The sequence below is a fragment of the Methylobacterium oxalidis genome (assembly GCF_007992195.1).
GTDB lineage: Bacteria > Pseudomonadota > Alphaproteobacteria > Rhizobiales > Beijerinckiaceae > Methylobacterium > Methylobacterium oxalidis.
In genome coordinates, this window is the sequence record NZ_BJZU01000085.1 from 16,351 (window position 1) to 39,434 (window position 23,084).

The following is a 23,084-nucleotide window of genomic DNA, read 5'->3' on the forward strand; positions in this document are numbered from 1 at the left end:
TGGACGCTTGGCGAGAGGGGCCTCAGGCGCCCGGCCCCGCGGCGAGGCCGGCGAGCAGCGCGACCCCGAGCACCAGCACGAAGGCCGCCGCCACGAGTTCGAGCCCCGCCACCGCGACGGCGCCCGCCCGGCCGCGGCCGCCGGCGAGCCGCAGGGCGAGCGCCTTGGCGAAGACGGCGAGGCTCGCGAGCGCCCCCGTCGTCAGGGCGGTGCCGAGCGCCATCGCCAGGGTGGCGAGGATGCCCGCCGCCAGCATTCCCTGCGAGGCGGCGAAGACGAGGATGAGGATCGCGCCCGCGCAGGGGCGGGAGCCCGCGGCGACCACCACGCCCGCGCGCTCGCGCCAGGTGGCGAGCCGGCTCACCCTCTCGGCGTCGCTGAGATGGGCGTGGCCGCAATCCGGCCCGCACGGCGCGGGTGCCGTCCCGAACGCCGCGAGGCGCCCGGCCTTGCGCCAGGTGAGGGCGAGGCCGAGGAGGGCCACCAGGGCGAAGCTCACCGTCTCGATCAGGCTGCCGGCCCGGCTCATGCCGGCCGCCGTGGTGTTGAGGAGGAAGACGCCGACCGAGACGATCAGGATCGCCACCAGCGCCTGGAGAAGCGCGGCGGCGAAGCTCAGGCCGAAGCCGCGCCGCAGCGCCCGCTCGCCCGCCACGATGTAGCCCGCGATCACCGCCTTGCCGTGGCCGGGCCCGGCGGCGTGGAACACCCCGTAGGCGAAGCCGAGCGCCGCGATCGGCCCGATGCCGCCCTCGCCCTTGAGGGCCGTGACCGCCCCCTGGAGGCTGCGGGAGAAGCTTGCCTGCACCGCCAGGAGCCAGCCGCCGAGGCCGGTGGCGGCCGGCGCCGCCTCGCGCAGGCCCATGCCGAAGGGCGAGCGGGGCGGGGGCGCGGCGATGCCGGGCGCCACGAGCCAGGTCAGGGCCGCCAGCAGCAGGGCGGCGAGCGCGACCGCCCCCGCGGCGAGGGCGAGGTGCAGGCCGAGCCGCCGGCCGGACGGGAGCGGGCGCGCCGGCCCGGCGAGGGCGGCGGGCCGGATCACGGGCAGGCCACAATGACGCGGTTGGCGAATTGCACGCCGTAGTTCGAGGCGGCGGTGAGCGCCTCGAAGAAGGCTTCCGTCATGCCGGGCTTGGCCGCCTCGGCGGTCTTCGCCTCCGCCTTCGGCCGCGTCACGGTTGCGGCGCAGCCGCCCGGCGCCCCGGCGAGGCGCGCCGCGTCGGCGCCCTCGGCGAGGCTGAAGGCGACGAAGTAGGTCGGGTCGTAGACCTCCAGGGCGACCACGCCGCGGCCCTGCGGCGCCGGGCTCTTCAGGGGCAGCAGGAAGCTGAGCGTCAGGGCGCCGCCCTCCATCGCCATGCGCGGCTCGGCGGGGTCGCCGAAGACCTGCTCCTTGCCCGCCACCTTCAGCTTGGTGAAGTAGCCGAACTCGGAGAGGTTGGCGGTGTTCTCGGCGGCGAGGCCGGAGAGCTCGTCCGCGCTCAGCGTGCCGTCGCCGTTCCGGTCGAGTCCCTGCGTGATGAAGGCCGAGTAGGCGGCGTCGAAGGTCCAGGCGTGGCGGATGCCCGTGACCCGGCCGCCGTCGCCGTAATCGATCTCGGCCTTCGCCACGACCCAGACATGCGGGTGCGCCTCGGCCGGGGCTGCGAGCCCGATCCCGGCCGCCGGGAGGCCCGCGGCGAGGAGGGCGGCGAGACGGATGGCGCGGTGCGAAGCGGTCGGCATGGTCGCGGGACGCTCGCGTGACAGGGTTAACGAAGCCTCAACGTGCCCGGAGGGCGGATTGAGCCGAGCGCGTTCCTCGCGGCCCAGTGGGGCGAAAGTCGGGCATGCCCTCCGGGCGGGAGGTTAGCCGACGCCGGGTTCGAGATGCCAGCGGACGTGCGAAGGGCACCGTCGCGGCCTCACCGCGACGGTGCCCCTGCGGGCTTCGGATGCTGGACGTCCGGCCTTACTCGGCCGAGGCGACCTCGACCACGTCGCCGCGGCGCGAGAAGGCGATGGTCGCGTCGCGCCCGTCGGCGCCGATGCTGCCCGGCACCGAGAGCTGGACGGTCTGGTCGGCGTTCAGCGTGGTCACGAGGCGGACGACCTGCGGCTGGTCGCTGTGGCCGTTCTGGGCGGCGAGGGTCGCGACGACGCGGTAACCGTCCTTCTCGGCGGTGTAGTAGACGGAGCCGCGGTAGCTGCCGAGGTCGACCGAGTTCGCCTTGAGGGGCTTCAGCTCGACGGCGGAGGCGGCAACGACGGAGGCGAGCGAGAGCGCGGTCGCGGCGATGGCGAGCGAGAGGGTACGCATGGTGTGAGTCCTGTGCGGTTACTGTCCGCCGGGAGCGCCCGTACGGAAAGCCGGTGGCACCGGGAGACCGCACTATGCCGAGCGTTTGGTGCGCTGCGAAGACCGAGATTTCGCGGCGCACAAATGCACAAAATTCATAGCTCGTGCGGATAGTCACTCATAAATGCATAAGAGTGCATGGCTTGGTGATTCGAACTTGAGGCCGAGGCCGAAGCCTTGCAAAATTTTTCGAGATTGCGCCGGCCCACGCCTCCGCTCGGGTGGCGCGGCAGGCCCGCCGCCGGCCGCGACGTGCGCCTGATCGGGACGCTACTCGCGCCGCAGGGGCGCTACTCGCGCCGCATCAGAGCCGCCACCTCGGCCTTCTCGGCAGCCGAGAGGCCGGCGGAGGGCGCGGGCGCCCTGCGTCGGGACAGACGCCAGATCCCGAAGGCGCCGAGGAGGAGGGCGGCGACCGGCGTCAGCCACAGGAGCAGCGTGTGCCACGCGAAGACGGGGCGCAGCAGCACGAACTCGCCGTAGCGGCCGACGACGTAATCCTCCACCTGCTGGTTGTCGTCGCCCGCGCGGATGCGCTCGCGCACGATGAGGCGCAGGTCCTTGGCGAGGGGCGCGTCGGAATCGTCGATCGACTGGTTCTGGCAGACGAGGCAGCGCAGTCCCGCCGAGATCTCGCGGGCCCGCGCCTCCTGGGCGGGGTCCTTCATCACCTCGTCGGGCTGCACGGCCGAGGCCGGGCCGCCCGCGAGGAGGGCGGCCGCGAGGAGGAGCGCGCGGAGGCGGGACGGCGTCGTCATTCGGCCGGCACCGCGTTCGGGGGCAGGGCCTTGGTCCGCGCCCGGGTGGGGGCGCCGACGCGCATGCGGCGGTCGGTCAGCGAGACGGCGCCGCCGAGCGCCATCACCACCGCGCCGAGCCAGATCAGCAGCACGAGCGGCTTGTAGTAGAGGCGCAGGCCGATCGCGCCGTCCGGCTGGACCTCGCCGAGGCTGGCGTAGACCTGGCTCGCGCCGACCGTGAGCAGGCCCGATTCCGTCACGGTCATGCGCCGGCTCGGGTAGAAGCGCTTGCCCGTGTCGACGGTGCCGACCGCGTTGCCGTGCCGGTCGCGCACGGTGAGGATCGCGGCGGTCTCCTCGTAGTTCGGGCCCGAGCGCGGCGAGACCCGCTCCAGGGTCGCCACGTAGGGGCCGGTGGCCAGCGTCTCGCCGGGTTTCAGGGTGGCGAGCCCCTCGGTCGCCCAGCCCTGCGCGGCGATGCCGAGCACCACCACGCCGACGCCGCCATGGGCGAGCGCCGTACCCCAGGCGGAGCGGGGCAGGCCGATCGCGCGGCGCCAGATCAGGCCGGGCGAGGCGGTGCGGCTCGCGCCGTAGCCGCGGGCGCGGCTGATGATCTCGAGGGCCGAGCCGACGACGAGGTAGGCGCCGAGCCCGATTCCCACGGGCGCGAGGACGGGGCCGCCCCAGGTCAGCGCCAGCGTGGCGAGGCCGACCACGAGGGCGAGCGCCAGGGCCGCGAACAGGCGCTGCGCGGCGGCGAGCGCGTCGCCCCGCTTCCAGGCGAGCGTCTGTCCGAAGGGAACGATCAGGAGGAGGGGCACCGCCAGCGGCACGAAGGTGGTGTTGAAGAAGGGCGGCCCGACCGAGATCTTCTCGCCCGTCACCATCTCCAGGACCAGCGGGTAGAGCGTGCCGACGAGGACGGTGGCGCAGGCGGCGACGAGGAACAGGTTGTTGAGCACCAGCGCGCCCTCGCGCGAGATCGGCGCGAACAGGCCGCCCTGGCGCAGCAGCGGCGCCCGCCACGCGAACAGGGTGAGCGAGCCACCGATGAACAGGACGAGGATCGCGAGGATGAAGACGCCGCGGGTCGGGTCGGTGGCGAAGGTGTGGACCGAGGTCAGAAGCCCCGAGCGCACGATGAAGGTGCCGAGGAGCGACAGGGAGAAGGTCAGGATCGACAGGAGCACCGTCCAGACCTTGAGGGCGTCCCGTTTCTCCATGACGACGGTGGAGTGCAGGAGCGCGGTCCCGGCGATCCAGGGCATCAGCGAGGCGTTCTCGACCGGGTCCCAGAACCACCAGCCGCCCCAGCCGAGTTCGTAATAGGCCCAGTACGAGCCCATCGCGATGCCGAGCGTCAGGAAGCTCCACGCCACCAGCGTCCAGGGCCGCACGGCCCGCGCCCAGACGGCATCGATGCGCCCCTCGATGAGGGCGGCGGCCGCGAAGGCGAAGGTGATCGAGAAGCCGACATAGCCGACGTAGAGGAGCGGCGGGTGCACCGCGAGCCCGACATCCTGCAGCAGCGGGTTGAGGTCGTTGCCCTCCAGCGGCGCCGGGGCGACGCGCGAGAACGGGTTCGAGGTCGTGATGATGAACAGCACGAACACGAAGGTGATGAGGCCCTGCACCGCCAGCGTGTTGGCCCGCAGCACCGGGGGCACGGTGTGGTGGGCCACCGCCACGAGCGCCCCGAACAGGGTCAGGATCAGGATCCAGAGGAGCATCGAGCCCTCGTGGTTCCCCCAGACGCCAGACAGCTTGTAGATGAAGGGCTTCGTGGTGTGCGAGTTCTCGACCACGTTCTGGACCGAGAAGTCCGAGGTGGCGTGCGCGTAGGTGAGGGCCGCGAAGGCGAACAGCACGCAGGCGAAGGCGCCGAGCGCGGCGGGCGTGGCCACCTGGCGCAGCGTCGGATCGCCTGAGCGGGCGCCCCAGATCGGCATCACCGCCTGGACGAGGGAGAGCGCGAGCGCGAGCGCGAGCGCGAAATGGCCGACCTCGACGAGCACTGACTATCCTTCCCTTCCCTGTCCGGCGCGCGTCATCGCTCGCTGCGGGGCCCGAGGGTCTTGTCGTTGGCCGTCGCGGTGGGGCCCGCCCCGGCGCCCGGCGTCTGGCCCGCGTCCTTGCCGCCCGCCTTGCCCGCCCCCTCCTTGCCCGCGCCCTCCTGCCAGCGGCCCTGCGCCTTCAGGGCGTCGGCGACCTCGCGGGGCATGTAGGATTCGTCGTGCTTGGCGAGCACGGTGTCGGCGCGGAAGTAGCCGCCGGGCTCCAGCATCCCCTCGGTCACCACGCCCTGGCCCTCGCGGAACAGGTCCGGCAGCAGGCCCTTGTAGCTGACCTGCACGGTGGCGTTGGTGTCGGTGACGGCGAAATCGACCGTCTGGTCGGGCCCGCGCCGGAGCGAGCCCTCCTTGACGAGGCCGCCGAGGCGGAAGCGTGTGCCCGGCGCCACGCCCTGCTGGGCGACCTCGGTGGGCGAGCGGAAGAACACGATCGAGCCGCTCATCGCGGACAGGATCAGCCCCACCGCGAGTGCCAGCACGGCGCCGCAGGCACTGATCAGGACGAGACGGCGGCTCTTGCGGGTCACGGGTTCGGATCCTGCTGCCACGGCGGGCGGGGCGGCCGGGACGGTCCCGGGCGCGCCCGTCTTCACATGGTTTAGTGAGAGAAGGGTGTCGGCTCCGGCGCCGCGCGGGTCAAGGGCCGCGGCCGGGACCGATTGTCAGGGGCCGTCCCGCCGGGCGGATCCGGGGCCTCGTCACGGCTTCGTGCTCGTCCCGTGCAGGTCGAGCTCGCGGGCGAGCGCGTCGAGGCGCTCCACCGCGCCGGTGTCGGCCGCCAGCGCCATCCGGGCCCGGTCGAGGGTGCGGCTCGCCTGCTTGCGCTCGCCCAGCGCGGTGTAGGAGCGGACCAGCCGCAGCCAGTCGTCGGCGGTGCCCCCCTTGGCCGAGAGCCGCCGGTCGAGGCCCGCCACCATGCCGCGGATCGCCGCGTCCCGCTCGGCCGCCGGCATCGCCTTGACGGCGGCGACCGCCGCCTCGGTGTCGGCGCGCGATTCGGCGTCCGCCAAAGCGGTCTTCTCGGCGGTCTTCTCGGCGGCCTTGGCAGCAGGATTGGCGGCGGGCTTGGCGACGGCGCCGGCCAGGGCGTTGCCGCTCGGGCGGGGCTCGGGGCTCGCCGCCTCCGCGGGCCCGCGCTCGGGCGGGCTCCGCTCGGACGCCTTGCCGGGGGTGAGCGCGAGCTCCTTGGCCTGGGCGTCGAGGCGCTCCAGGGCGGCGCCGTCGGAGCCGAGGGCGGAGCGGGCCCGCTCCAGGGCCGCGACCGCCTTGTCGCGCTCGCCCAGCACGCTGCGCGAGCGCACGAGGCGCAGCCACTCCTCGACCGTGCCGCCCTGCTTGGTGAGGCGCTGGTCGAGCCCGTCGACCATGCCGCGGATCGCGGCGTTCTGGTCGGGCCGCGCCTCCGCCTGCGCGGCGGCGGCTGCGGGCTCGGCCTTCAGCCGGGTGAGGTTCTCGCGCACCATGGCCTGCCAGGGCGCGTCGGCGGGCCCGGCCTCGCTCAGCGCCGTGTAGTGCTGGATCGCGCCCGCGGTGTCGCCGGCCTGCTCGGCGGCGCGGGCGAGATAGAAGCGGGGCTTGGCCGCGGCGGCGTCGAGGGCGACGGCGCGCTCGAAGATGACCTTGGCCTCGGGCGACACGACGCCGTTGCCGGCCGCGACCAGCGCCTCGCCCCAGTCGCCGAGCACCGGCGGCGTCTCGCCCTTCAGCCGGCTCACCGCCTCGTAGGCGCGGGCGGCGTCGTCGAAGCGGCCGAGCCGCATGTAGACCGGCGCCAGCACGGCCCAGCCGCGGGCGTCGCCGGGGTCGGCGGCGAGCTTGGCCTCGATCTGGCCGATCGCCCGCATCAGGTCCTCGTTGCCCGTCTGGGCGGCCTGCCGGTCGGCTGCGGTCTGCGCGGGCAGGTCCGGCGAGCCGTAGATGCCGTAGGCGAGGAGCGCCACGAGCGGGATGGTCGAGAGCGCGAAGGCGGAGGCGGCGCGGCGCTGGCGCAGGTGGGGCTCGGCGAGGCCCTTCTCGTCGGTCGCCGCGCCGGCCCGGCTCGCCCGCAGCAGGCGGCGGGCCGCCTCCGTTCGCGCGGCCTCGGCCTCGTTCGGGGCGATCAGGCCGCGGCCGAGGTCGCGCTCGATCTCGGCGAGCTGGTCCTCGTAGAAGCCGGTCTCCGTCGCGGCCTGGCCGGACTCGGTGGCGGCGGCGTTGGCGCGGCGCGACATCGGCCAGAGCAGGGCGAGCACCGCCGCACCGGTCATGAACGCCAGGATGAACCAGATCGCCGTCATCGAACCTCGGAATGTCCGGACCCGAGGGTCCCGTCGGCCCGCGCGTCGCGTCGCGATCCCTTCGCGATCCATGTAAAGCCGCGCGGCCATGCGCACGACGCGCCCGCCCGGTGACACGGTGTCACGCGAGGCGGACCGGTGACAAGCTCGGGGCCCCGCGCCCGAGCGCGGCGGCGAGTGCGCCGGCGTCAGTGGTGCGCGGCCGTGGCCGGCGCGTCGCCCGGCACCTCCAGCACCGCCCGCAGGCCGCCGAGGCTCGCCTCCTCCAGGCGGAAGCGGCCGCGGTAGAGCGCGGCGAGGTCGGCCACGATCGACAGGCCGAGGCCGGAGCCCGGCTTCGTCTCGTCGAGGCGGCGCCCGCGGCCGATCACCGCCTCGCGGGCCTCCGGCGGCAGGCCCGGGCCGTCGTCCTCGATGGCGACGAGAAGGTGGGGATAATCGTCCTTGCCGATCGCCTCGGCGCGGATCGCCACGCGCCCGTTCGCCCATTTCGAGGCGTTGTCCACGAGGTTGCCGACCATCTCCTCGAAATCCTGGCGCTCGCCGCGGAAGCGCAGGCCCGGCGGCACGCTGACCTCGTAGGCGATGTCCTTGTCGCGGTAGATCTTGCCGAAGGTGCGCACGAGGCCGGCGAGAGCCGGCTCCACCTCCGTCGAGGTGCCGAGGGTGCCGGCGAGCGCCGCCGCGCGGGCGCGGTCGAGGTAGTAGTTCACCTGGTCGCGCATCAGGCTCGCCTGCTCGCGGATCTTGGCGGCGAGCTCGCCCGGCGCGTCGGCGCTGCCGACCTCGTTGACGATGATCGAGAGCGGCGTCTTCAGGGCGTGGGCGAGGTTGCCGACCTGGGTGCGGGCCCGCTCCAGGATCTCGCGGTTCGTCTCGATGAGGAGGTTCACCTCGCCGGCGAGCGGCGCGATGTCGGGCGGGTAGGAGCCGGTGATGCGGTCGGCCTCGCCGCGGCGGATGGCGCCGAGCGCCGCGCGCAGCTGCGCCAGCGGCGCGAGGCCGAAGCGGATCTGCAGGAGCGTCGTCAGCGCCAGGAACAGGCCGAGCAAGCCGAAGGTGACGAAGAGCGAGAAGCGGAAGCGGTCGACGTCGTTCACGATCTCGTCGGCCGGCCCCGCGATCCGCACCGTGTAGCGGCCCTCCTCGCCGAGGTCGACGTCGCGCTCGATGATGCGCAGCAGGCGGTCGTCCTGGGCCCGCCCGTAGCCCTGGCGGATCTGGCCGATGCCGGCCCGGCCGTCCGGGTTGGTGGCGGCCTTCAGCGGCACGCCGACGAGGGAGCGCGAGGTGCGCAGGTCGCGCGGCTTCGCGTCCGGCCGCCCGACCTGCCAGTACCAGCCGGAGAGCGGCAGGTCGAAGCGCGGATCGCCGAGCGAGAAGGAGCGGCTCTCCGGGTCGCTCGGCGAGACGAGGTCGGTGGCGAGGTTGTTGGCGAAGACGAGGAGGCGGCTGTCGAAGGCGCGCTCGGTGTTCTCGCGGTAGAGGGTGGTCAGGATCCAGGCGGCGATCAGCAGGATCGCGGAGCTCGCCAGCAGCGCCGAGACGGCGAGGCGGACCGCGATGGAGCGCTGGCGGAGGGAGAGGAAGGTCAGCAGGGCGGTCATGGGCGGGGTGGCGGCGGGACCTGCGGGCTGCCCCGCGGGCCGGCCGCCCCGGAACGGGGACGTGGCGCCCCTGCGGTACCACCCCCCGGCCCGCCCGAGAAGACGTCGCCCCGCCCGGGCCGCCGAACGGTCCGGCCGCTCAGTCGAACGCGACGCCGATCTCGCTGCCGTCCCGGCGCACGAGCCTGCAGGCGTAGCGCCGCCCGTCCTGGTCGGAGGCCAGCGCGAAGCGGTCGGGCAGGGACACCGGGTCCCGCAGGTGGACCTTCGCGCCGCTCTCCGAGAGGTTGCGGATCGTGCAGGGAACCGTGCGGCCGCCGCCGAGATCGATCGTCGCGGCGATCAGGACGCGGCTGCGGCGGTCGGCCCGGCGCTCCTCCATGCCCACCGTCCAGTCGTCGAGGCTCATGCTGATGCTCGACACGCCGCCGGCGGCCTGGCGCATGCTGACGAGGATCTCGCCGGTCGACCGGGTCTGGCGGCCGGTGGACGCTGCGACCTCGTCCACGTAGGCGCTGATCGTGCCGATGGCCGCGGTGATGGAGCCGAGCTTGGCCGCGACGTCCGTGGACGCGCCCTGCATGTCGGCGATCTCCGAGGAGATCCGGCCCGTGGCGGCCGTGGTCTGCGTCGCGAGGCTCTTCACCTCCGCGGCGACGACGGCGAAGCCGCGCCCGGCCGCGCCCGCGCGCGCGGCCTCGATGGTCGCGTTGAGCGCCAGGAGGTTGATCTGCTCGGCGATGCCGGTGATGAGCTGGACCACGCTGCCCATGGCGTCCGCCGCCTCGCGCAGGCGCAGGGTCGAGGCGTCCGCCTCGTGGGCCTGCGCGTGGATCTCGTCCACCGCCGCCTTCGAGCGCGACATGCTCCGCGAGATCGACTGGGCGGCGATGTCCATGGTCTCGGCGGCGTCCGTCACCGTCTGGACGTTGTCGAGGGTCCTCTCCGCCGCGTCGATGGCGACCTTGCGGGCCCGCATGCTGGCGGTGACGTCGGTGGCGTACTTTACGACCTTGGCGAGGCGCCCGTCCGGCTCGAAGACGGGGTTGTAGCTCGCCTGGATCCAGACGGAGCGGCCGTCGCGGCCGAAGCGCTGGAACGTGCCGGCGATGAAGTCGCCCCGGCGCAGGCGCTCCCAGAACGCCGCGTACTCGGCGCCCTTGGCGTAGTCGGGCGCGACGAACATGCTGTGGTGGCGGCCCCGCACCTCCTCGGCCCGGTAGCCGACCGCGCGCAGGAAGTTCTCGTTCGCGTCGAGGATGCGCCCGCTCGGGTCGAACTGGATCACCGCCTGCGAGCGGTTCACGGCGGCGAGCTGCCCCGCGGCGTCGGCGCTGCTCCGCTTCGCGATCGTGATGTCCGAGGCGAACTTGACGACCTTGACCACAGCCCCGTCGACGTCCCGGACCGGGTTGTAGCTCGCCTGCAGCCAGATCTCGCGGCCGTCGCGGCCGAGCCGCTTGTACTCGCCGGCGCCGTACTCGCCGCGCCGGAGCGCGGCCCAGAAGTCGGCGTAGTCCGGGCTGGCGGCGTAGTCGGGCTCCACGAACATCCGGTGGTGGCGGCCCACGATCTCGTCGAGGCGGTACCCGACCGTGGCGAGGAAGTTCCGGTTCGCCGTGAGGATGGTGCCGTCGAGATCGAACTGGATCACCGCCTGCGACAGGTCGATGGCGTCGACCGCGCCGCGGAACTCGGCGTCGGCCCGCTTCTGCGCGGTGATGTCGGAGGCGAACTTGACCACGCTGACCGGCCGGCCGCTCCGGTCGAGCACCGGGTTGTAGGTCGCCTGAAGCCAGATCTCGCGCCCGTCCCGCCCGACCCGCCGGTACTCGCCCGACTGGAACCGGCCCTCGCGCAGCGCGCGCCAGAAGGTCTCGTAGGCGCCGCTGCCCGCCTCGTCCGGCCGGACGAACATCCGGTGATGGCGTCCTTTGATCGCGTCGAGATCGTAGCCGACGACGGCGAGAAAATTCTCGTTCGCGTTGAGGATGGTGCCGTCCAGGGCGAACTCGATCGTCGCGAGGGAGCGGTCGATCGCCTCGACCCAGGCCCGGTTGACGGTGGCGCGATAGGACAGGGTACCCAGCATGGCTCCGGCCGTCGTTCGTGGAGGCGAACCGGAGAAATGGCGGTGAATGTTCAAAATTGCATTAACGCTATCAAGTTTTGCCCTAACGCAGACCTGAATTCAGTCTTGATCATCGTAAATCAGTATTGGCACGGGCCGGATCGGGGATCGACAGATCAGGCGCGCCGGCCGAGCCCGCGGCGCCCGGCCCGTACCGCCGCAAGGTCCGTCCGCACGCCCCGGTGGCCGGCTCGCGCGGGCCCTGCCCTCCATCCGCGACGGCCGGGACGAGGGTGCCGCCCCCCCCCCGCGCCGTGACGCGCTCACACCCGCGGTGCGGGCTGGCTCGGGTCCACGAGGTAGCCCAGGCCGCGCACGGTCTGGATCAGGTCGACGGCGAGCTTCTTGCGCAGGCGCCCGACGAAGACCTCGATCGTGTTGGAATCCCGGTCGAAATCCTGGTCGTAGAGGTGCTCGGTCAGCTCCGCGCGGGAGACGACGCGGCCGGTATGGTGCATCAGGTAGGAGAGCAGCCTGTACTCGTGGCTCGTGAGCTTGACGGGGTTGCCGTCCACGAAGACGCGGCCCGAGCGGGTGTCGAGGGTGACGGGACCGCAGGTGATCTGGCTGGTGGCGTGGCCGGCGGTGCGGCGCAGGAGGGCGCGCACCCGCGCCATCAGCTCCTCCATGTGGAAGGGCTTGGTCACGTAGTCGTCCGCGCCCGCGTCGAACCCGTCCACCTTGTCCGACCAGCGGTCGCGGGCGGTGAGGATGATGACGGGGGTCTTGATGCCGGCCCGGCGCCACTTCTGCAGCACGCTGACGCCGTCGGCCTTCGGCAGGCCCATGTCGAGGATGATCGCGTCGTAGGGCTCGTTCTCGCCCAGATAGCCGCCCTCCTCCCCGTCGAAGGCCTTGTCGGCGACGTAGCCGGCCTCCTCCAGGGCGTTGACCACCTGCCGGTTGATGTCCCGGTCATCCTCCACGACGAGCAGACGCACCTTGCTCACTCCCTTCCTAGTACTGCCCGGCGACCTGCCCGGTCTTGGCATCGACCATCACGTGCACGAAGTGCCCGTCCCGGCGCAGGGCGGTGAGCATGTAGACGAGCCCGTCCTCGTGGCGGCACAGGCTGGCCCGCTGGATGTCGGCCCGCGGGATCACGGTGCGGGCGGCGCGGATCGCCGCCACGGGCTCGATCACCCGGCGCTCGGCCACCGCCTCGCGGAGATCCGCCGGGGCGAGGCAGTTCTCGCTGCGGGGCGGGGGCGCGCTCTGCACGGCGTTGAGGCGGGCGCCGGGCTGGGCCGTCTCCTCGGCGAGCGTGCCGAGATCGCCCGCGGCGAGGGCCGCGAGCGTCAGGCAGGCCGCGATCAGGGCGAGGGCGTAGCGCATGGGCAGGGAATCTCGGCCCCGGGCACTGAATACGCCCTGAATACCCGCAGGCCCAGCCCGTTCAGGATTCGCCCCCGCACCCACTCCCGCACTCACTCCTGCCCGCGCGCGGGGGCCGGTGCCGGGGCCGGGCGAGGGATCTCGGGGGACGCGGGTCTCGGGACGCAACGGTCTCATGGTCGGCAGCAGGGTTCCGGCAGGAGTTACGGCCGAGGCGCGGCCGGGTTCCCGCCGCCCGGCCCGGCCCAGGCTTCGGCCGGACACGACTGCGCGAGGCGATCGAGGCTCGCGCGGAGCGCCACGCGGATCAGGCCGTGCCGCTCGATCTGGTCGAGGGCCGCGCTGCGCACCTGCACGGCCGAGAGCTCGAAGCGGCGGCGCGCTGCCCGCAGCCGGTCTGCGGCCCGGTCGGCGCGCCGCTGCCGCGCCCGGAAGGGGGACGCCCCGCGCGTCGTCGTCATGCCGTCCGTCCTCGAAGGGCACCGCGCCTCAGCGGTGCGGGTGGCGCAGCTCGGCGAGGAGCCGCAGGATCTCGTCGAACTTCTCCCGCGCCCGCTCGTCGCCGCGGTCGACCCCGCGGGCGGTCTCCGCGGCGAGGCGCGACAGGTCCTCGAGGACGCGGGTCCGGCTCTCCAGCGCCGCCGCGACGGCGGCGTTGGTCTGGGAGGCGCGCTCCAGCGCCGTCGCCGTGGCGCCGGTCTCGCTGACGCGGGCCTCGAGCGCCCGCAGGTTCTCCCGGTGCAGGTGCAGGCAGGCGAGCCCGAGCAGGGCCGCGACGATCCAGCCGGCGCCGCCCTCCGAGAAGAGCAGGCGGGCGGCCTCCAGCGCGAGCTTCTCCAAGAGATCGTCCTCCCGAGAGATCGTCCTCCCGAATGCCCTCCCGCCCGCCTCGCCTCCCGCGCGGTCCCGCCCCGCCTCAGGCGGGCGGCCGGCGGCGGGCGGCCTCCAGGGCGGGGCGCAGGGTGTTGGCCGCGTCCGCGTCCGCGTCCAGGGGCAGGCTGCGGAAGACCTTCTCGGCGAGCCCGTCGAGGCCGCCCGCCTCCTTGAGGAGCCAGGCCGGGGCCTGGTCTGCGGCGCGCTGCACCGCCGCCGCGATGACGGCGGAGCCGAGCGGCACGGTGAGCGTGCGGCCCTTCACGGCGCCCGCCACCGCGTTGAGCGCGTAGTCGCCGACGTTGCGCACGAGGCGCTCCACGAGGGTGTTGGCCACGAGGAGCCGGAGCGGGCCGGCGACCCGGGCGAGCGCAGCCGTCGCGGCCGCCGCGGCGACCGGCACGATCGCGGCCCCCGCCCCCTGCGCCGCAGCCGCGAGAGCGTCGCCCCACGGCAGCACGGCGGAGGCCGGGTCGGCGGCGGCCAGCGCGGCCTGCGGTGCGGCGAAGGCCGCCAGCATCGCGGCGCTGCGTTCGAGGATCCTGGGGGTCATGGCGTTCCGTCCTGGGTTCGGGGTGCAGGGTTCGGGGTGGCGAGGTCAGGGCCGGCCGAGGCGCGCGCGCAGGCGCCGCCACAGGCGGGCGAGGGGGCTGCGCGCGGCCGGCTCGGCCGCGCCGGGACCCGGGGCCCGCGCCGGATCGGGGGGCAGGCGGGGCACCGGGCGGCGCGGGGGCGGCAGCGGCCGCGGGCCGGGCGCGGGGTCGCCCCGCCGCGCGACGGGCAGGCGCGTCGCGTAGGCGGTGCGGAACTGGTCGTGCTCGGCCTGCCGGCGCGGGATCAGCTCGGGCGGCCGGTTCCACAGCAGGATGGCCTCGGCCGCGCCCTCCCGGTCGCCGGCGCGCAGGCGCCGCAGGACGGTGGAGCGCCGGAAGGCGTCCGTCCCGATGTTGAAGCAGAGGGAGACCAGGGCGTCGAAGGCGTGCTCGGGCAGGCCCGCCGGCACCGCCGCGCGCACGGCCTCCTCGAAGCGGGCGACGTCCCGCGCGAAGATCGCGTCGCAGGCCTCCTGCGTGATGGTGAGCCCCGGCCCGACGGCCGGCGGGCCGGCCGCCGAGGTGTGGCCCACCCCGATCGTCCAGATGCCGGCCGAGTCCCGGTAGGCGGACAGGCGCCGGCCCTCGCGCGCGATCAGCACCGCGCGGCCCGTGGGGGTGAGGTTCATGATGGTCTCCGGGTGGGGGCGCGGCAACGCACGAGGTGTTTGCCGCCCGAACGACGTGCCGTGCGAGTTCCGCGCGGACGGGCGCACGGATGGATTCGTGGAGACGCGGCCGATGGTCTGGCGGAACGCGGCGGCTCAACGATGAGGGCGAGAGGCGATGTCGGGTTCGAACGGGCCGTGCGACGACGTGGTCGGGGACCGGGCTGTCGTCTCCCCGCGCCTCCGATGGCGTCCAGGTACCCAGCCCCGCCAGGCGGGATCATTTCGGGCGAGCCGAACCAAGTCGTTTCAGGGCATGACCGGAGCCGGACGGCTCGACGGCAGCAAGGTCACGCGATCAGGGCTCTTCCTGTTGCAGGAACCACGCCTTGAGATGATTCGTGTAGTGGCGCACGAACGCCTGGTCGGCCTGGACAGGGTCCGAGCAGTTCCATGCGAGCGGCAATTCTGCCAGAGCGTCGGCATAGGGCTGGCGCTTCAGCATCCAGATGATGTGTCCGTTCTCCCCCTCGGTCGTCACGAAGTCTTCCGGCGGAACGGCGTCCTGCCGATGGACCAGGCAATCCTCGAGAAAGCGCAGGGCCGTGGCACCTGATCTCAGGAGCATCACGCCCGAGTTGGGTCGACCGGAGATGCCTTTGACGCAGAAGATGTCCCGTGCGGGGTGGCTGACGAGCGTGTCCGTGAAGGGCGGGCATGTCGCTGTGATCTCGGCATCGGCATCGATGAGGAGGACATCCCTGCCTCGCCTCAACAGGGAGGCGGCGTGTTCGAGCTTCGCCCATTTCGGGTGGAGCGGCGAGCCCGTCGGATCGATCACGCGGTGCTCGTAGGCGTTGCGCCTGCAGTAGTTCACCTGCGCGTCGATGCAGAAGCGCCAGGTGCGCGCGTAATCAGCGGTCGCGATCGTCAGCACCACAGGGCCGTGCGCAGGCGCCCCGCCGGTCGGATGTCCCATTGACCAGAACAGCTTCCGGTAGCTTGCCGCCTCGCTCGCCGGCACCACGCAGGAGGCCGTGTCGCGACGGTCCTTGAGGAGCGCCGTGGCGAAACGTTGCTCCAGCGGCCGCTCATAATCATCGACGAAGACGTGCGTCCCCCTGCTGGCCAGTTCCGACGCCCAGTGGATGGCGACAGCGCGTTCCGGATCGGTCGGTTGATAGCCGGGCGGGGCATCGACCAGGATCACGTCCCAGGCGACGGCGGCAAGGTCCGGCGGCGGCGGGTAGGCTGAAAGCGCCTCTGGCGGCAGGCTGGCGCTGGTGGCGACGGTCAGATCGTGGGTCGGCATCTCCCGGATGCGGGCGCCGTGCAGCCGGGAGCCGATCATCTCGATCCATCGCGGCGACGACTCGCAGAAGCAGGTCTGACCGTCGGCATTGAGCGCGAGCCAAAGCTCCGAATCGTGCCCCAGCCCGAAGACAAGGAGACGGCAGCCGGGTGCCCGGGACCGGATCGCCGTGCCGATCGTCTGCGCTTGGTACGGCGATAACTGCATCTCCGGTTGATAATGCGAGCGAAATTGGTCCGTGAATCGCACGCCTGCACTCCGCTCCGACCGACGCGGCCGCCCTTAGCGCACGATGCGGTGCCGGCATAGCGCCCCGTCATCCTGCGGGCCGCCCGGTTCCTCACGGCAATTGCCGCCCGGAGAAGAGCGAGTCCGCCGCCGCCACGTAGCCGTCCGCGCCGGTGAAGCGGGCGAAGACCTCCACCGTATCGCCGGCCGCGAGCTTCAGCACCGTGCCGAGGCCGAGGCAGGAGACCCCGTCCACGAGGCTGCCGGTCAGGGCGGCGCGGCCGCGGCCGGCAGGCGCGCCGTTGCGGTAGAACTGGGCCTCGAAGGCGGTCGGCGCGCTCGCGCCGTTGCGCCGGTAGGCGAGGTTCGCCGTGAAGGCGTGCGGACCCGCCTCCGCCGCCGTGAAGCGGCCGCTCGCGGGGGCGAAGGCGCCCTGCTCGTTGGCGTCCGCCGCGTTGAACTGGACCCGGGTCCAGGCGCCGGCGGCGAGATAGTTGTCGAAGGTCGTCGCCGCGCAGAAGCGGGGCAGGCCGGTCAGGCGCCACCAGCGCGCGCCGTCGTGGCCGCGGAAGGCCCCGAGGGTCGAGTCGAACACGATCTGCCCCGCCGCCGCGCCGAGGGCGGGCGCGCCGGCCTGGGGCTGGAGTTCCAGCGCGCCGTTGGCGCGGAACTTCACCACCGAGCGGCGGCCCGTGGCGCCGACCGGCGTCGTCAGGAAGTCGATGCCGGTGCCGTTGCCGGTTGCCGTGAAATCCTCCTCCGCGAAGCCGGTGAAGGCCACGACGTTGCTCGAATAGCCGCCGTCCGGGCGCCAGCCAGCCCCGAAGAAGCCGAAGAAGCGGTCGAGGGCCTTGATCGGCGCCGGGCTCGCGGGCGTGCCGCGGGCGACCTGCGCGACGAAGGTGGCGATCGGCGGGGTGTTGGCGGCCGCGTCGCCGCCGTAGCTGTTGACCTGCACGTCCTGGGTGACCGCGCCCGCCCCCGTGCCGGAGCGGACCGTCGTGAGGTGCAGGCCCGCCGTCGGGGTCGCGGTCAGCCCGAGCCCGAAGCAGCCGGTCGCGGGATGCGAGGTGAAGCCCGGAACGAAGCTCGCCCCGTCGGCGCTCACCTTGAGGCTGATCTGGTCGTTGCCGATGAGGCCGAACAGGGCGCGGGTCTGGTAGCCGCTCTGAAGGACGAGGGCGGCCTCCTCGGCGGCCGAGCGCCGGTTGAGGGCGAGGCGCATGTGGCCCGAGCCCGGCGTCACGTCGTCCCACGAGAACAGGGCGGCGTCGGCCTTCACGGCGAGGCGGTTCGTCCCGTCGGCCGCGGTGTTGACGCCGAGCCGGCCGAGATTCTGCAGGGACTGGATCGTGCCCCGCAACGGCGTCCAGCCGCCGCCCGCGTAGAGGTAGAGCTCGCCCTCGTCGGCCACGTAGGCGAGCCAGCCCGGCCGCGGCTGGAGCCCGGTCCAGACGCCGTCCTGGAACAGCACGATCTGGCCGGCGAGCCCCGCCCAGGCGCCGCTCGGGCTGGCGGCGGCGAGGAGGTAGCGGTCGCCCTCGGCGGGGCTCGCGGGGGGCGCCGCGCGGTCCTTGTCGAGGCAGGCGAGCTGCACCAGCGCGTCGAGAAGGCCGAGCGCCTCGTTGTGCGTCACGTGCTTCTGGGCCTGCCCCGCCGCGAGGAGGGGCAGGGCGAGGTGGCGGGTCGTCGACGCCATCGGGGCCTCCGGTTCGGTCCGTGTCGATTCAGGCCGCCCGCACGGCGACGCGGGCGCGGAGCGCGGGCCCCCGGCCGGCGACGGCGCCGACCTGGGAGATCGCGGCCTCGATCGCGCGCTGGGGCCCGCCGAAATCGGCGGCCTCGTCGGCCAACGGGTAGAGCAGGGCGGGCTCCGCCGCGGGCAGGCTGCGCAGGAGCCGGCCGTCCGGGGCGAACAGGTCGAGGCGGTAGGATTCCGCCTCGTCGGGCGGGATCTCGACGGGCTCCCAGGCGTCGCCCGCCCGCCGCGCCCGGCGGATCCAGGTGAAGCGCACGCCCGCCGCCTCGCGCCGCGCCCGCAGGTGCGCGGGGGCGAGGGGACGCAGCGCCGAGAGCCCGGCGCTCGCGGCGATCTCGGCGAAGGCCGGGTCGGCGGGGTCGCGCCCGGCCGGGCCGATCCGGTAGCGGAAGGCGCGGCCGGCCTCGTCGAGGCGCTCCACGAGGGGCACGGCGGCGCCGTCGTCGAGGCGCACGATCAGGCTGCCCGCGGGCGTCTCCCGCCCGGCCGCCGCCTCGCTGCCCGCGAGGCCGCGCAGGAGGCGCGACAGCCGCCAAGTGTCGGGCCCGACCAGCGCGGCGCCGGCGGCGGTGAGGATCTCGACGGTGCCGTCCGGCGCGATGAGCGCGAACAGGTTCCGGCCGGCGAGCGCCGCCGCGTCGTCGACGGCGCTGAGGGCGGCGCCGGGCCGGAAGAGGACGTCGAGGCGCGCGCCGCGATCGAAGCGCCAGAGGGGGCCGGCCGGCAGCGCGGAGAGCGTCCGCCCGAGGCAGGCCGGGTAATCCACGACCGTGTGGAGCGCCAGCGGCGCCTCCGGGCCCTCCGACCGCCAGACGGCGACCGCGCCGGGCCACGGCGTCGCCGCCACCGCCAGGGATTGCAGAACGGTCGGCTCGCCCCGGTCCGCGGGCAGGTCGAGCACCACGGGCAGCGGCGGCCCGGGCAGGGCCGGCGGCGTCGCGGCGGCCCGGACCGGGCCCGCCCGGCGGGGCGCCGCCCCGCTCCGGTGCAGGGGCACCGCCCGGGTCTCGATGCGGCGCCCGGCCGGCCCGTCGTCGATGCGCAGGATCCGGTGCGGGGCCGCCTGTCCCGGCAGGGCGAGGAGGTCGCCGGGCTCGAGGGCGATCCGGCGCGGGCTCAGGCGGAAGGCGGCGGTGTCGCGGGCGGCCAGCCCCGCGTCGAGGAGCCCCTCGGCCAGGGCCTCGGCCTCGGCCCGCCGGGTGACCACGGCCGCCTCGAGCCGCAGCTCGCGCGCCGAGGCCCCGCCCCCGCGCAGGGCGGCGGCCGCGGCGCGGCGGTACTCGGGGCTCTCGGCGTCGGTGAAGCCGATCTCGATGCGGGCGGGCAGCGCCCCGTCCTTGGCGCGTACCAGCCGCAGGGGGCCTTCCGCGGCCTCCGCGTCGTCGGCGCGCACGAGCTCGTCCGCCGCGACGCTCCAGGCGACCTCGCGCCGGGGCCCGCGCACCCGCAGGGTGCCGGCCACGGCCGCGACGTCGAGGCCGTAGAGTTGCGCCAGCGGCTCCAGCGCCGCGCGGGCCGAGAGCGGGCGGTCGATCACGTAGCCGTCGAGACAGGCCGCGGCCGCCACGTCGAGGGGCGCCGCGATCCCGAGGTCGGCCAGGATCGCGGGGATCAGCCGGTCGAGGTCGAGCCCTTCGAGGCGGCCCGTGATCCAGTGGCCGAGGCCCCAGTTCGGCGCGTCGGCCCAGACGCCCGCGTAGTCGGGGAAGGCGGGGAAGGGCCGCGCGTCCCAGGCCCAGACGAAGATCGCGTCCGGCGGCACCATCGGGCCGCCGTAGACCTGCGAGAGCGGGTTGTGGGCGGGGTCGAAGCCCGGCAGGCCCGCGTCGAAGCGGGTGAGGATCGCCTCCAGGCCGCGGAGCTGGATCAGGTCGTCGCGGGTGCCCAGCGAGTGGGGCGGGGCCGCGTTCTCGGCCGATTTCGGGTCGGGGAAGACGTTCGGCCCGTTGGTGCCCTTGTCCACCGCCGGCACCCCGATCTCGGTGAGCCAGATCGGCTTGCTGCGCGGCTGCCAGGCCGTGGCCCGCGTCTCGACGCCGCCGTCGCGCTCCACGTGCGGGTTCGACCACCAGGAGACGAGGTCCTTGGCGCGGTGGATCCAGGGCTTGCCGTAGGCGCCGTCGGTGATCGGCGTGCGGGCCTGCGCCTTCCGGGCGGGCTCGCTCGCGTAGTACCAGTCGAAGGCCTCGCCCGCGCCGAGGCGGCGGCGCAGGTAGGCGCGGTCGTAGATCTCGGCGGCCTCCGCGAGGTCGGCGTGGCCCGGCCCCTCGCGCCAGTCCGAGAGCGGCGGGTAGAAGTCGATGCCGACCGCGTCGATGCTGGCATCGGCGAACAGCGCGTCGAGGGGGAAGCGCACGCTGGCGCCCCCGTCGCGCACGTGGGCGCCGTACTCCGTCCAGTCCGCCGCGTAGACGAGGGCGGTGCCGGGCAGCCGCTGGCGCACCGCGCGCGCGAGGTCGCGCAGGGCCTCGACGGCGGGGTAGCGCCCGCCCTCCGCCCGCACCCGCGTGAGCCCGACGAGCTCGCTCCCGAGGATCAGGCCGGAGATCCGCACGCCCGAGGCCGCCCAGAAGGCGGCGAGGTCCGCGTAGTGCAGCACCATGCGCCGGAAGCCCGCGGGCCCCTCGAAGAAGGCCGCGACCTGCGCGCCCGCCGCCGCCGTCCCGTCCGGGCTGCCCGGCAGCCCCGGGGCCGGGTCGCAGGTGATGCGCCCGCGCCAGGGATAGGCCGGCTGGCGCGGGGCGGCCGGGTCGCGCGGGTCCGGCAGGGCGTTGCCCGCCGGGATGTCCATCATCAGGAACGGGTAGAGCACGACCCTGAGGCCGCGCCGGACGAGCTCCGCCACGAGGCGGCCGAGGCCGGCATCGGAGGGCGTGCCGCCGTAGGCCGGGCCGCCGTCCGGCCCGCGCGAGACCGGGCCGGCCCCGGCGCGGTCGAGGCCCGCCACGCGCCACGCGTCGCCCCGGGTGCGCTTCCCCGCATCCTCGATCCGCGGCGTCACCGTGCAGCGCCCGGCGCGCAGGTCGTCGCCGAACCACGAGACCACCACCGAGACCTGCGCGAGGCGCGGGCACAGGGCCTGGAGCGCGTCGAGGGAGGCGAGGACGTCGGTGGGTGCCTGGAGCTGCACCCGGTTGGCCGGCCGGCTCGCGCCGAGGCCGAGATCCTCGCTCACGGGCAGCGGGTCGAGCCCGAACTCGGTCGAGCCGGGAATCAGGTTGACGGCCCGGATCATCCGGCCGAGCCCGGCCACCGGCCGCACCACCTCGAAGGCGAGCTGGGGGATGCGGTTGCCGAAATCGGCGAGCGGCAGCGCCTCGAACACGACGTGGGCGAGGCCGCGGTAGGCGGGCGCGTTGCCCGCGCCCTCCTTGGCCACGATCAGCGGGTCCGGCGCCTGGTCGGCGCGGCCGGTATGGACGCGGTAGCTGAGGCCCGCGAGGTCGAGCTCCTGCCCGTTCGCCCAGACCCGCCGCACCAGGGCGATCTCGCCCTCGCAGAGGCCGACCGCGAGGTTCGCGGCGTAGGCGTAGGCGGTGCGCACGGTCTTCTGCCCGCCGCCGCCCTTGGCGCCCGCGCCGCCGCGCTCGACCGTCCGGCTCGCCGTCTCGAGGGGCCGCGTCGCCCAGATCAGGGTGCCGCCGATGCGGGCGCGCCCGTAGACGCGCGGGACGGGGTCGCCCTCCGTCGAGGAGAGGCCGGCGAGGTCGGCGAGCCGCGGCCCCTCCACCTGGCGGGTGCCGGAGCCCGCCCCGAACAGCGCCCCGTCGATCGCCGCCCCGGCCGCGGCCCCGGCCACGCGCCCGATCAGCCCGCCGACCGGCCCGCCGAGCGCCGTGCCGAGGGCGGCCCCGGCCGTGGACAGGATCAGGGTGGCCATGGCGGGCTCCGGGCGGAGGAGAGGGGGAGGGAGATCGATGAGTTCGAGAGGAGCCAGCCGGCACCCAGAGGCGCCGGGCTGCGGCATTGCCCGCGGTCAGGGGGTTCGAGTCTCGCTGCGCGGTTCCGGGACGATGGTCGCGGAAGCAGCCTCCGGGAACCGGAACGCGTGCGCGAGGTGGCGGCGCCACCAGCCGGTGAGGGCCACCTCCGTGACGGCGGCCCCGTCATGGGCGTGGATCATCGTGCCCGCCCCCGTGGCGATGGCGCAGTGACGGGCCGGCAGGTGGGTGCGGAAGGCGAAGAGCAGGACGTCGCCGCCACGCGGCTCGTAGCCGGCGCTCCGCGCCACCGGCACGAGGTGGCGCGCGGCGGCCTCCGCCAGCGGGTCGGTGCCGACAGGCGCCGATTCCGCCCAGGAGGCGCCGTAGGGCGGGGCTTCCTCGGGCTCCGGGCCGAGGCAGTCGCGCCAGACGTCGCGCACGAGGCCGAGGCAGTCGCAGCCGACGCCCCGCAGGGAGGCCTGGTGCCGGTAGGGCGTGCCGATCCAGCCCCGCGCCGCGGCCACGACGAGATCCGCCCGCGTCATCGCGACCTCCCTCAACCGGCCCGGAACAGGCTGCCGCCGTCGAGGACGGCCCCGGCGCCCGGCCCCGCCTGGCGCAGCACGAAGTCGTTGCCCGGCAGGTGCGGGAAGCCGCGGAAGTTCGCGGCGTTGGCGTAGCGGCCGGCGCAGGTGGCGAGGCGCTTGTCGCAGCCCGGCGTCAGCGCGAACGCGTCGCCCGGCGCCACGGGCCGCGCCGGCGCCTCGCGCAGGTCGAGGCGGGTGCCGGCGGGGTCCGCGGCGTGCGTCCGGATGTCGGCCGTAAGCCCCGCATTGGCCCCCGCCGTCCAGGCGAGGCGCCCGCCCGAGAAGTGCGCCGGCGCGAAGCTGCCCGCGAGCGCCACCGCGAGGCTGCCCCGCTCCGGCTCACCGAGCACGCGGCCCGTTCCCCGAAAAGGAGCGAGGTCGAGGCCGCAGCGCCGGTCGCCGAACTCCGCGTCGCAGGTGGCGCGGAAGCTGCGCCCGCGCTCGGCGTCGAGGCGCTCCATCAGGCCGCGCAGCTCCGCCACGAAGGCGCCGCCGGCCCGGCGGATCTCGCCCAGGGTGGCGATGTCGAGGAGAAGGCGCGCCTCCGGCTCCCGCCAGTCGACGAGCCAGGTCTCGACGCCCGCCCCGTCGTAGAGCCCGGCCGCGATGTCGGCCTCGGTGATCCCGAGCGCGGTCAGCGCGCCCGCCACGTCCCCGCCCGAGACCGCGAAGCCGAGCTCCCGGCTCCCCCCCCCCCCC

General features: G+C 74.6%; 20 protein-coding genes. All 20 read right to left on the reverse strand.

The window, feature by feature from the left end:
• Window positions 1–22: 22 nt before the first annotated feature.
• Window positions 23–1,042, reverse strand: coding sequence for a nickel/cobalt transporter (locus MOX02_RS19870; RefSeq protein WP_373866771.1), 1,020 nt, complete (start codon window positions 1,040–1,042; stop codon window positions 23–25).
• The gene (locus MOX02_RS19875; protein ID WP_147027533.1) at window positions 1,039–1,725 is read right to left on the reverse strand and encodes a DUF1007 family protein; all 687 of its coding nucleotides are present in this window, start codon (window positions 1,723–1,725) and stop codon (window positions 1,039–1,041) included. Before MOX02_RS19875 ends, MOX02_RS19870 begins: the two co-directional genes overlap by 4 nt.
• 226 nt (window positions 1,726–1,951) lie before the next feature.
• Window positions 1,952–2,299: a hypothetical protein gene (locus MOX02_RS19880; RefSeq protein WP_147027534.1), complete on the reverse strand. Its 348-nt coding sequence runs from the start codon at window positions 2,297–2,299 to the stop codon at window positions 1,952–1,954.
• A gap of 329 nt (window positions 2,300–2,628) precedes the next feature.
• Window positions 2,629–3,096 carry a cytochrome c-type biogenesis protein gene (locus MOX02_RS19885; RefSeq protein WP_147027535.1) on the reverse strand — a complete coding sequence of 156 codons (468 nt, stop codon included), beginning with the start codon at window positions 3,094–3,096 and terminating at the stop codon, window positions 2,629–2,631.
• Complete coding sequence (locus tag MOX02_RS19890) at window positions 3,093–5,096, reverse strand: heme lyase CcmF/NrfE family subunit (protein WP_147027536.1); 2,004 nt, start codon at window positions 5,094–5,096, stop codon at window positions 3,093–3,095. Before MOX02_RS19890 ends, MOX02_RS19885 begins: the two co-directional genes overlap by 4 nt.
• 32 nt (window positions 5,097–5,128) lie before the next feature.
• Window positions 5,129–5,680, reverse strand: a complete 552-nt coding sequence (ccmE, locus tag MOX02_RS19895; protein ID WP_238179236.1) for a cytochrome c maturation protein CcmE — start codon at window positions 5,678–5,680, stop codon at window positions 5,129–5,131.
• A gap of 171 nt (window positions 5,681–5,851) precedes the next feature.
• Window positions 5,852–7,429, reverse strand: coding sequence for a c-type cytochrome biogenesis protein CcmI (gene ccmI / locus MOX02_RS19900; protein WP_147027537.1), 1,578 nt, complete (start codon window positions 7,427–7,429; stop codon window positions 5,852–5,854).
• A 188-nt stretch (window positions 7,430–7,617) separates the two neighbouring features.
• Window positions 7,618–9,036 (reverse strand): sensor histidine kinase, encoded by a 1,419-nt coding sequence (locus MOX02_RS19905; RefSeq protein ID WP_147027538.1) that lies wholly within the window; start codon window positions 9,034–9,036, stop codon window positions 7,618–7,620.
• Window positions 9,037–9,175: 139 nt separating this feature from the next.
• Window positions 9,176–11,128: a methyl-accepting chemotaxis protein gene (locus MOX02_RS19910; protein ID WP_147027539.1), complete on the reverse strand. Its 1,953-nt coding sequence runs from the start codon at window positions 11,126–11,128 to the stop codon at window positions 9,176–9,178.
• Between the two features lie 302 nt (window positions 11,129–11,430).
• Window positions 11,431–12,108 (reverse strand): response regulator transcription factor, encoded by a 678-nt coding sequence (locus tag MOX02_RS19915; protein WP_147027551.1) that lies wholly within the window; start codon window positions 12,106–12,108, stop codon window positions 11,431–11,433.
• Between the two features lie 16 nt (window positions 12,109–12,124).
• Window positions 12,125–12,502, reverse strand: coding sequence for a PepSY domain-containing protein (locus tag MOX02_RS19920; RefSeq protein WP_147027540.1), 378 nt, complete (start codon window positions 12,500–12,502; stop codon window positions 12,125–12,127).
• Window positions 12,503–12,705: 203 nt separating this feature from the next.
• Window positions 12,706–12,963 (reverse strand): hypothetical protein, encoded by a 258-nt coding sequence (locus MOX02_RS19925; RefSeq protein WP_147027541.1) that lies wholly within the window; start codon window positions 12,961–12,963, stop codon window positions 12,706–12,708.
• Between the two features lie 28 nt (window positions 12,964–12,991).
• Window positions 12,992–13,342 (reverse strand): hypothetical protein, encoded by a 351-nt coding sequence (locus MOX02_RS19930; protein WP_147027542.1) that lies wholly within the window; start codon window positions 13,340–13,342, stop codon window positions 12,992–12,994.
• Window positions 13,343–13,418: 76 nt separating this feature from the next.
• Window positions 13,419–13,928 (reverse strand): hypothetical protein, encoded by a 510-nt coding sequence (locus MOX02_RS19935; RefSeq protein ID WP_147027543.1) that lies wholly within the window; start codon window positions 13,926–13,928, stop codon window positions 13,419–13,421.
• A 45-nt stretch (window positions 13,929–13,973) separates the two neighbouring features.
• Window positions 13,974–14,597, reverse strand: coding sequence for a lysozyme (locus MOX02_RS19940; protein ID WP_147027544.1), 624 nt, complete (start codon window positions 14,595–14,597; stop codon window positions 13,974–13,976).
• Between the two features lie 337 nt (window positions 14,598–14,934).
• Entirely contained in the window at window positions 14,935–16,137 is a 1,203-nt protein-coding gene (locus MOX02_RS19945; RefSeq protein WP_147027545.1) for a hypothetical protein, read from the reverse strand.
• Between the two features lie 91 nt (window positions 16,138–16,228).
• The gene (locus tag MOX02_RS19950) at window positions 16,229–17,815 is read right to left on the reverse strand and encodes a DUF2793 domain-containing protein (protein WP_147027546.1); all 1,587 of its coding nucleotides are present in this window, start codon (window positions 17,813–17,815) and stop codon (window positions 16,229–16,231) included.
• A gap of 28 nt (window positions 17,816–17,843) precedes the next feature.
• Window positions 17,844–21,755, reverse strand: a complete 3,912-nt coding sequence (locus MOX02_RS19955) for a baseplate multidomain protein megatron (RefSeq protein ID WP_147027547.1) — start codon at window positions 21,753–21,755, stop codon at window positions 17,844–17,846.
• 96 nt (window positions 21,756–21,851) lie between these two features.
• Window positions 21,852–22,343: an NlpC/P60 family protein gene (locus tag MOX02_RS19960; protein ID WP_147027548.1), complete on the reverse strand. Its 492-nt coding sequence runs from the start codon at window positions 22,341–22,343 to the stop codon at window positions 21,852–21,854.
• A gap of 11 nt (window positions 22,344–22,354) precedes the next feature.
• Window positions 22,355–23,084, reverse strand: a 730-nt coding sequence (locus MOX02_RS19965) for a phage/gene transfer agent baseplate hub protein (protein ID WP_147027549.1), incomplete at its 5' end; no start/stop codon positions are given.

What these genes read in the sequence shown, in the direction of transcription:
- MOX02_RS19925 (WP_147027541.1), bottom strand. Translation starts at nt 12,963, where the DNA reads ATGACGACGACGCGCGGGGCGTCCCCCTTCCGGGCGCGGCAGCGGCGC.
- MOX02_RS19935 (WP_147027543.1), bottom strand. Translation starts at nt 13,928, where the DNA reads ATGACCCCCAGGATCCTCGAACGCAGCGCCGCGATGCTGGCGGCCTTC.
- MOX02_RS19950 (WP_147027546.1), bottom strand. Translation starts at nt 17,815, where the DNA reads ATGGCGTCGACGACCCGCCACCTCGCCCTGCCCCTCCTCGCGGCGGGG.
- MOX02_RS19905 (WP_147027538.1), bottom strand. Translation starts at nt 9,036, where the DNA reads ATGACCGCCCTGCTGACCTTCCTCTCCCTCCGCCAGCGCTCCATCGCG.
- ccmI (WP_147027537.1), bottom strand. Translation starts at nt 7,429, where the DNA reads ATGACGGCGATCTGGTTCATCCTGGCGTTCATGACCGGTGCGGCGGTG.
- MOX02_RS19940 (WP_147027544.1), bottom strand. Translation starts at nt 14,597, where the DNA reads ATGAACCTCACCCCCACGGGCCGCGCGGTGCTGATCGCGCGCGAGGGC.
- MOX02_RS19960 (WP_147027548.1), bottom strand. Translation starts at nt 22,343, where the DNA reads ATGACGCGGGCGGATCTCGTCGTGGCCGCGGCGCGGGGCTGGATCGGC.
- MOX02_RS19875 (WP_147027533.1), bottom strand. Translation starts at nt 1,725, where the DNA reads ATGCCGACCGCTTCGCACCGCGCCATCCGTCTCGCCGCCCTCCTCGCC.
- MOX02_RS19955 (WP_147027547.1), bottom strand. Translation starts at nt 21,755, where the DNA reads ATGGCCACCCTGATCCTGTCCACGGCCGGGGCCGCCCTCGGCACGGCG.
- MOX02_RS19910 (WP_147027539.1), bottom strand. Translation starts at nt 11,128, where the DNA reads ATGCTGGGTACCCTGTCCTATCGCGCCACCGTCAACCGGGCCTGGGTC.
- MOX02_RS19920 (WP_147027540.1), bottom strand. Translation starts at nt 12,502, where the DNA reads ATGCGCTACGCCCTCGCCCTGATCGCGGCCTGCCTGACGCTCGCGGCC.
- MOX02_RS19885 (WP_147027535.1), bottom strand. Translation starts at nt 3,096, where the DNA reads ATGACGACGCCGTCCCGCCTCCGCGCGCTCCTCCTCGCGGCCGCCCTC.
- MOX02_RS19880 (WP_147027534.1), bottom strand. Translation starts at nt 2,299, where the DNA reads ATGCGTACCCTCTCGCTCGCCATCGCCGCGACCGCGCTCTCGCTCGCC.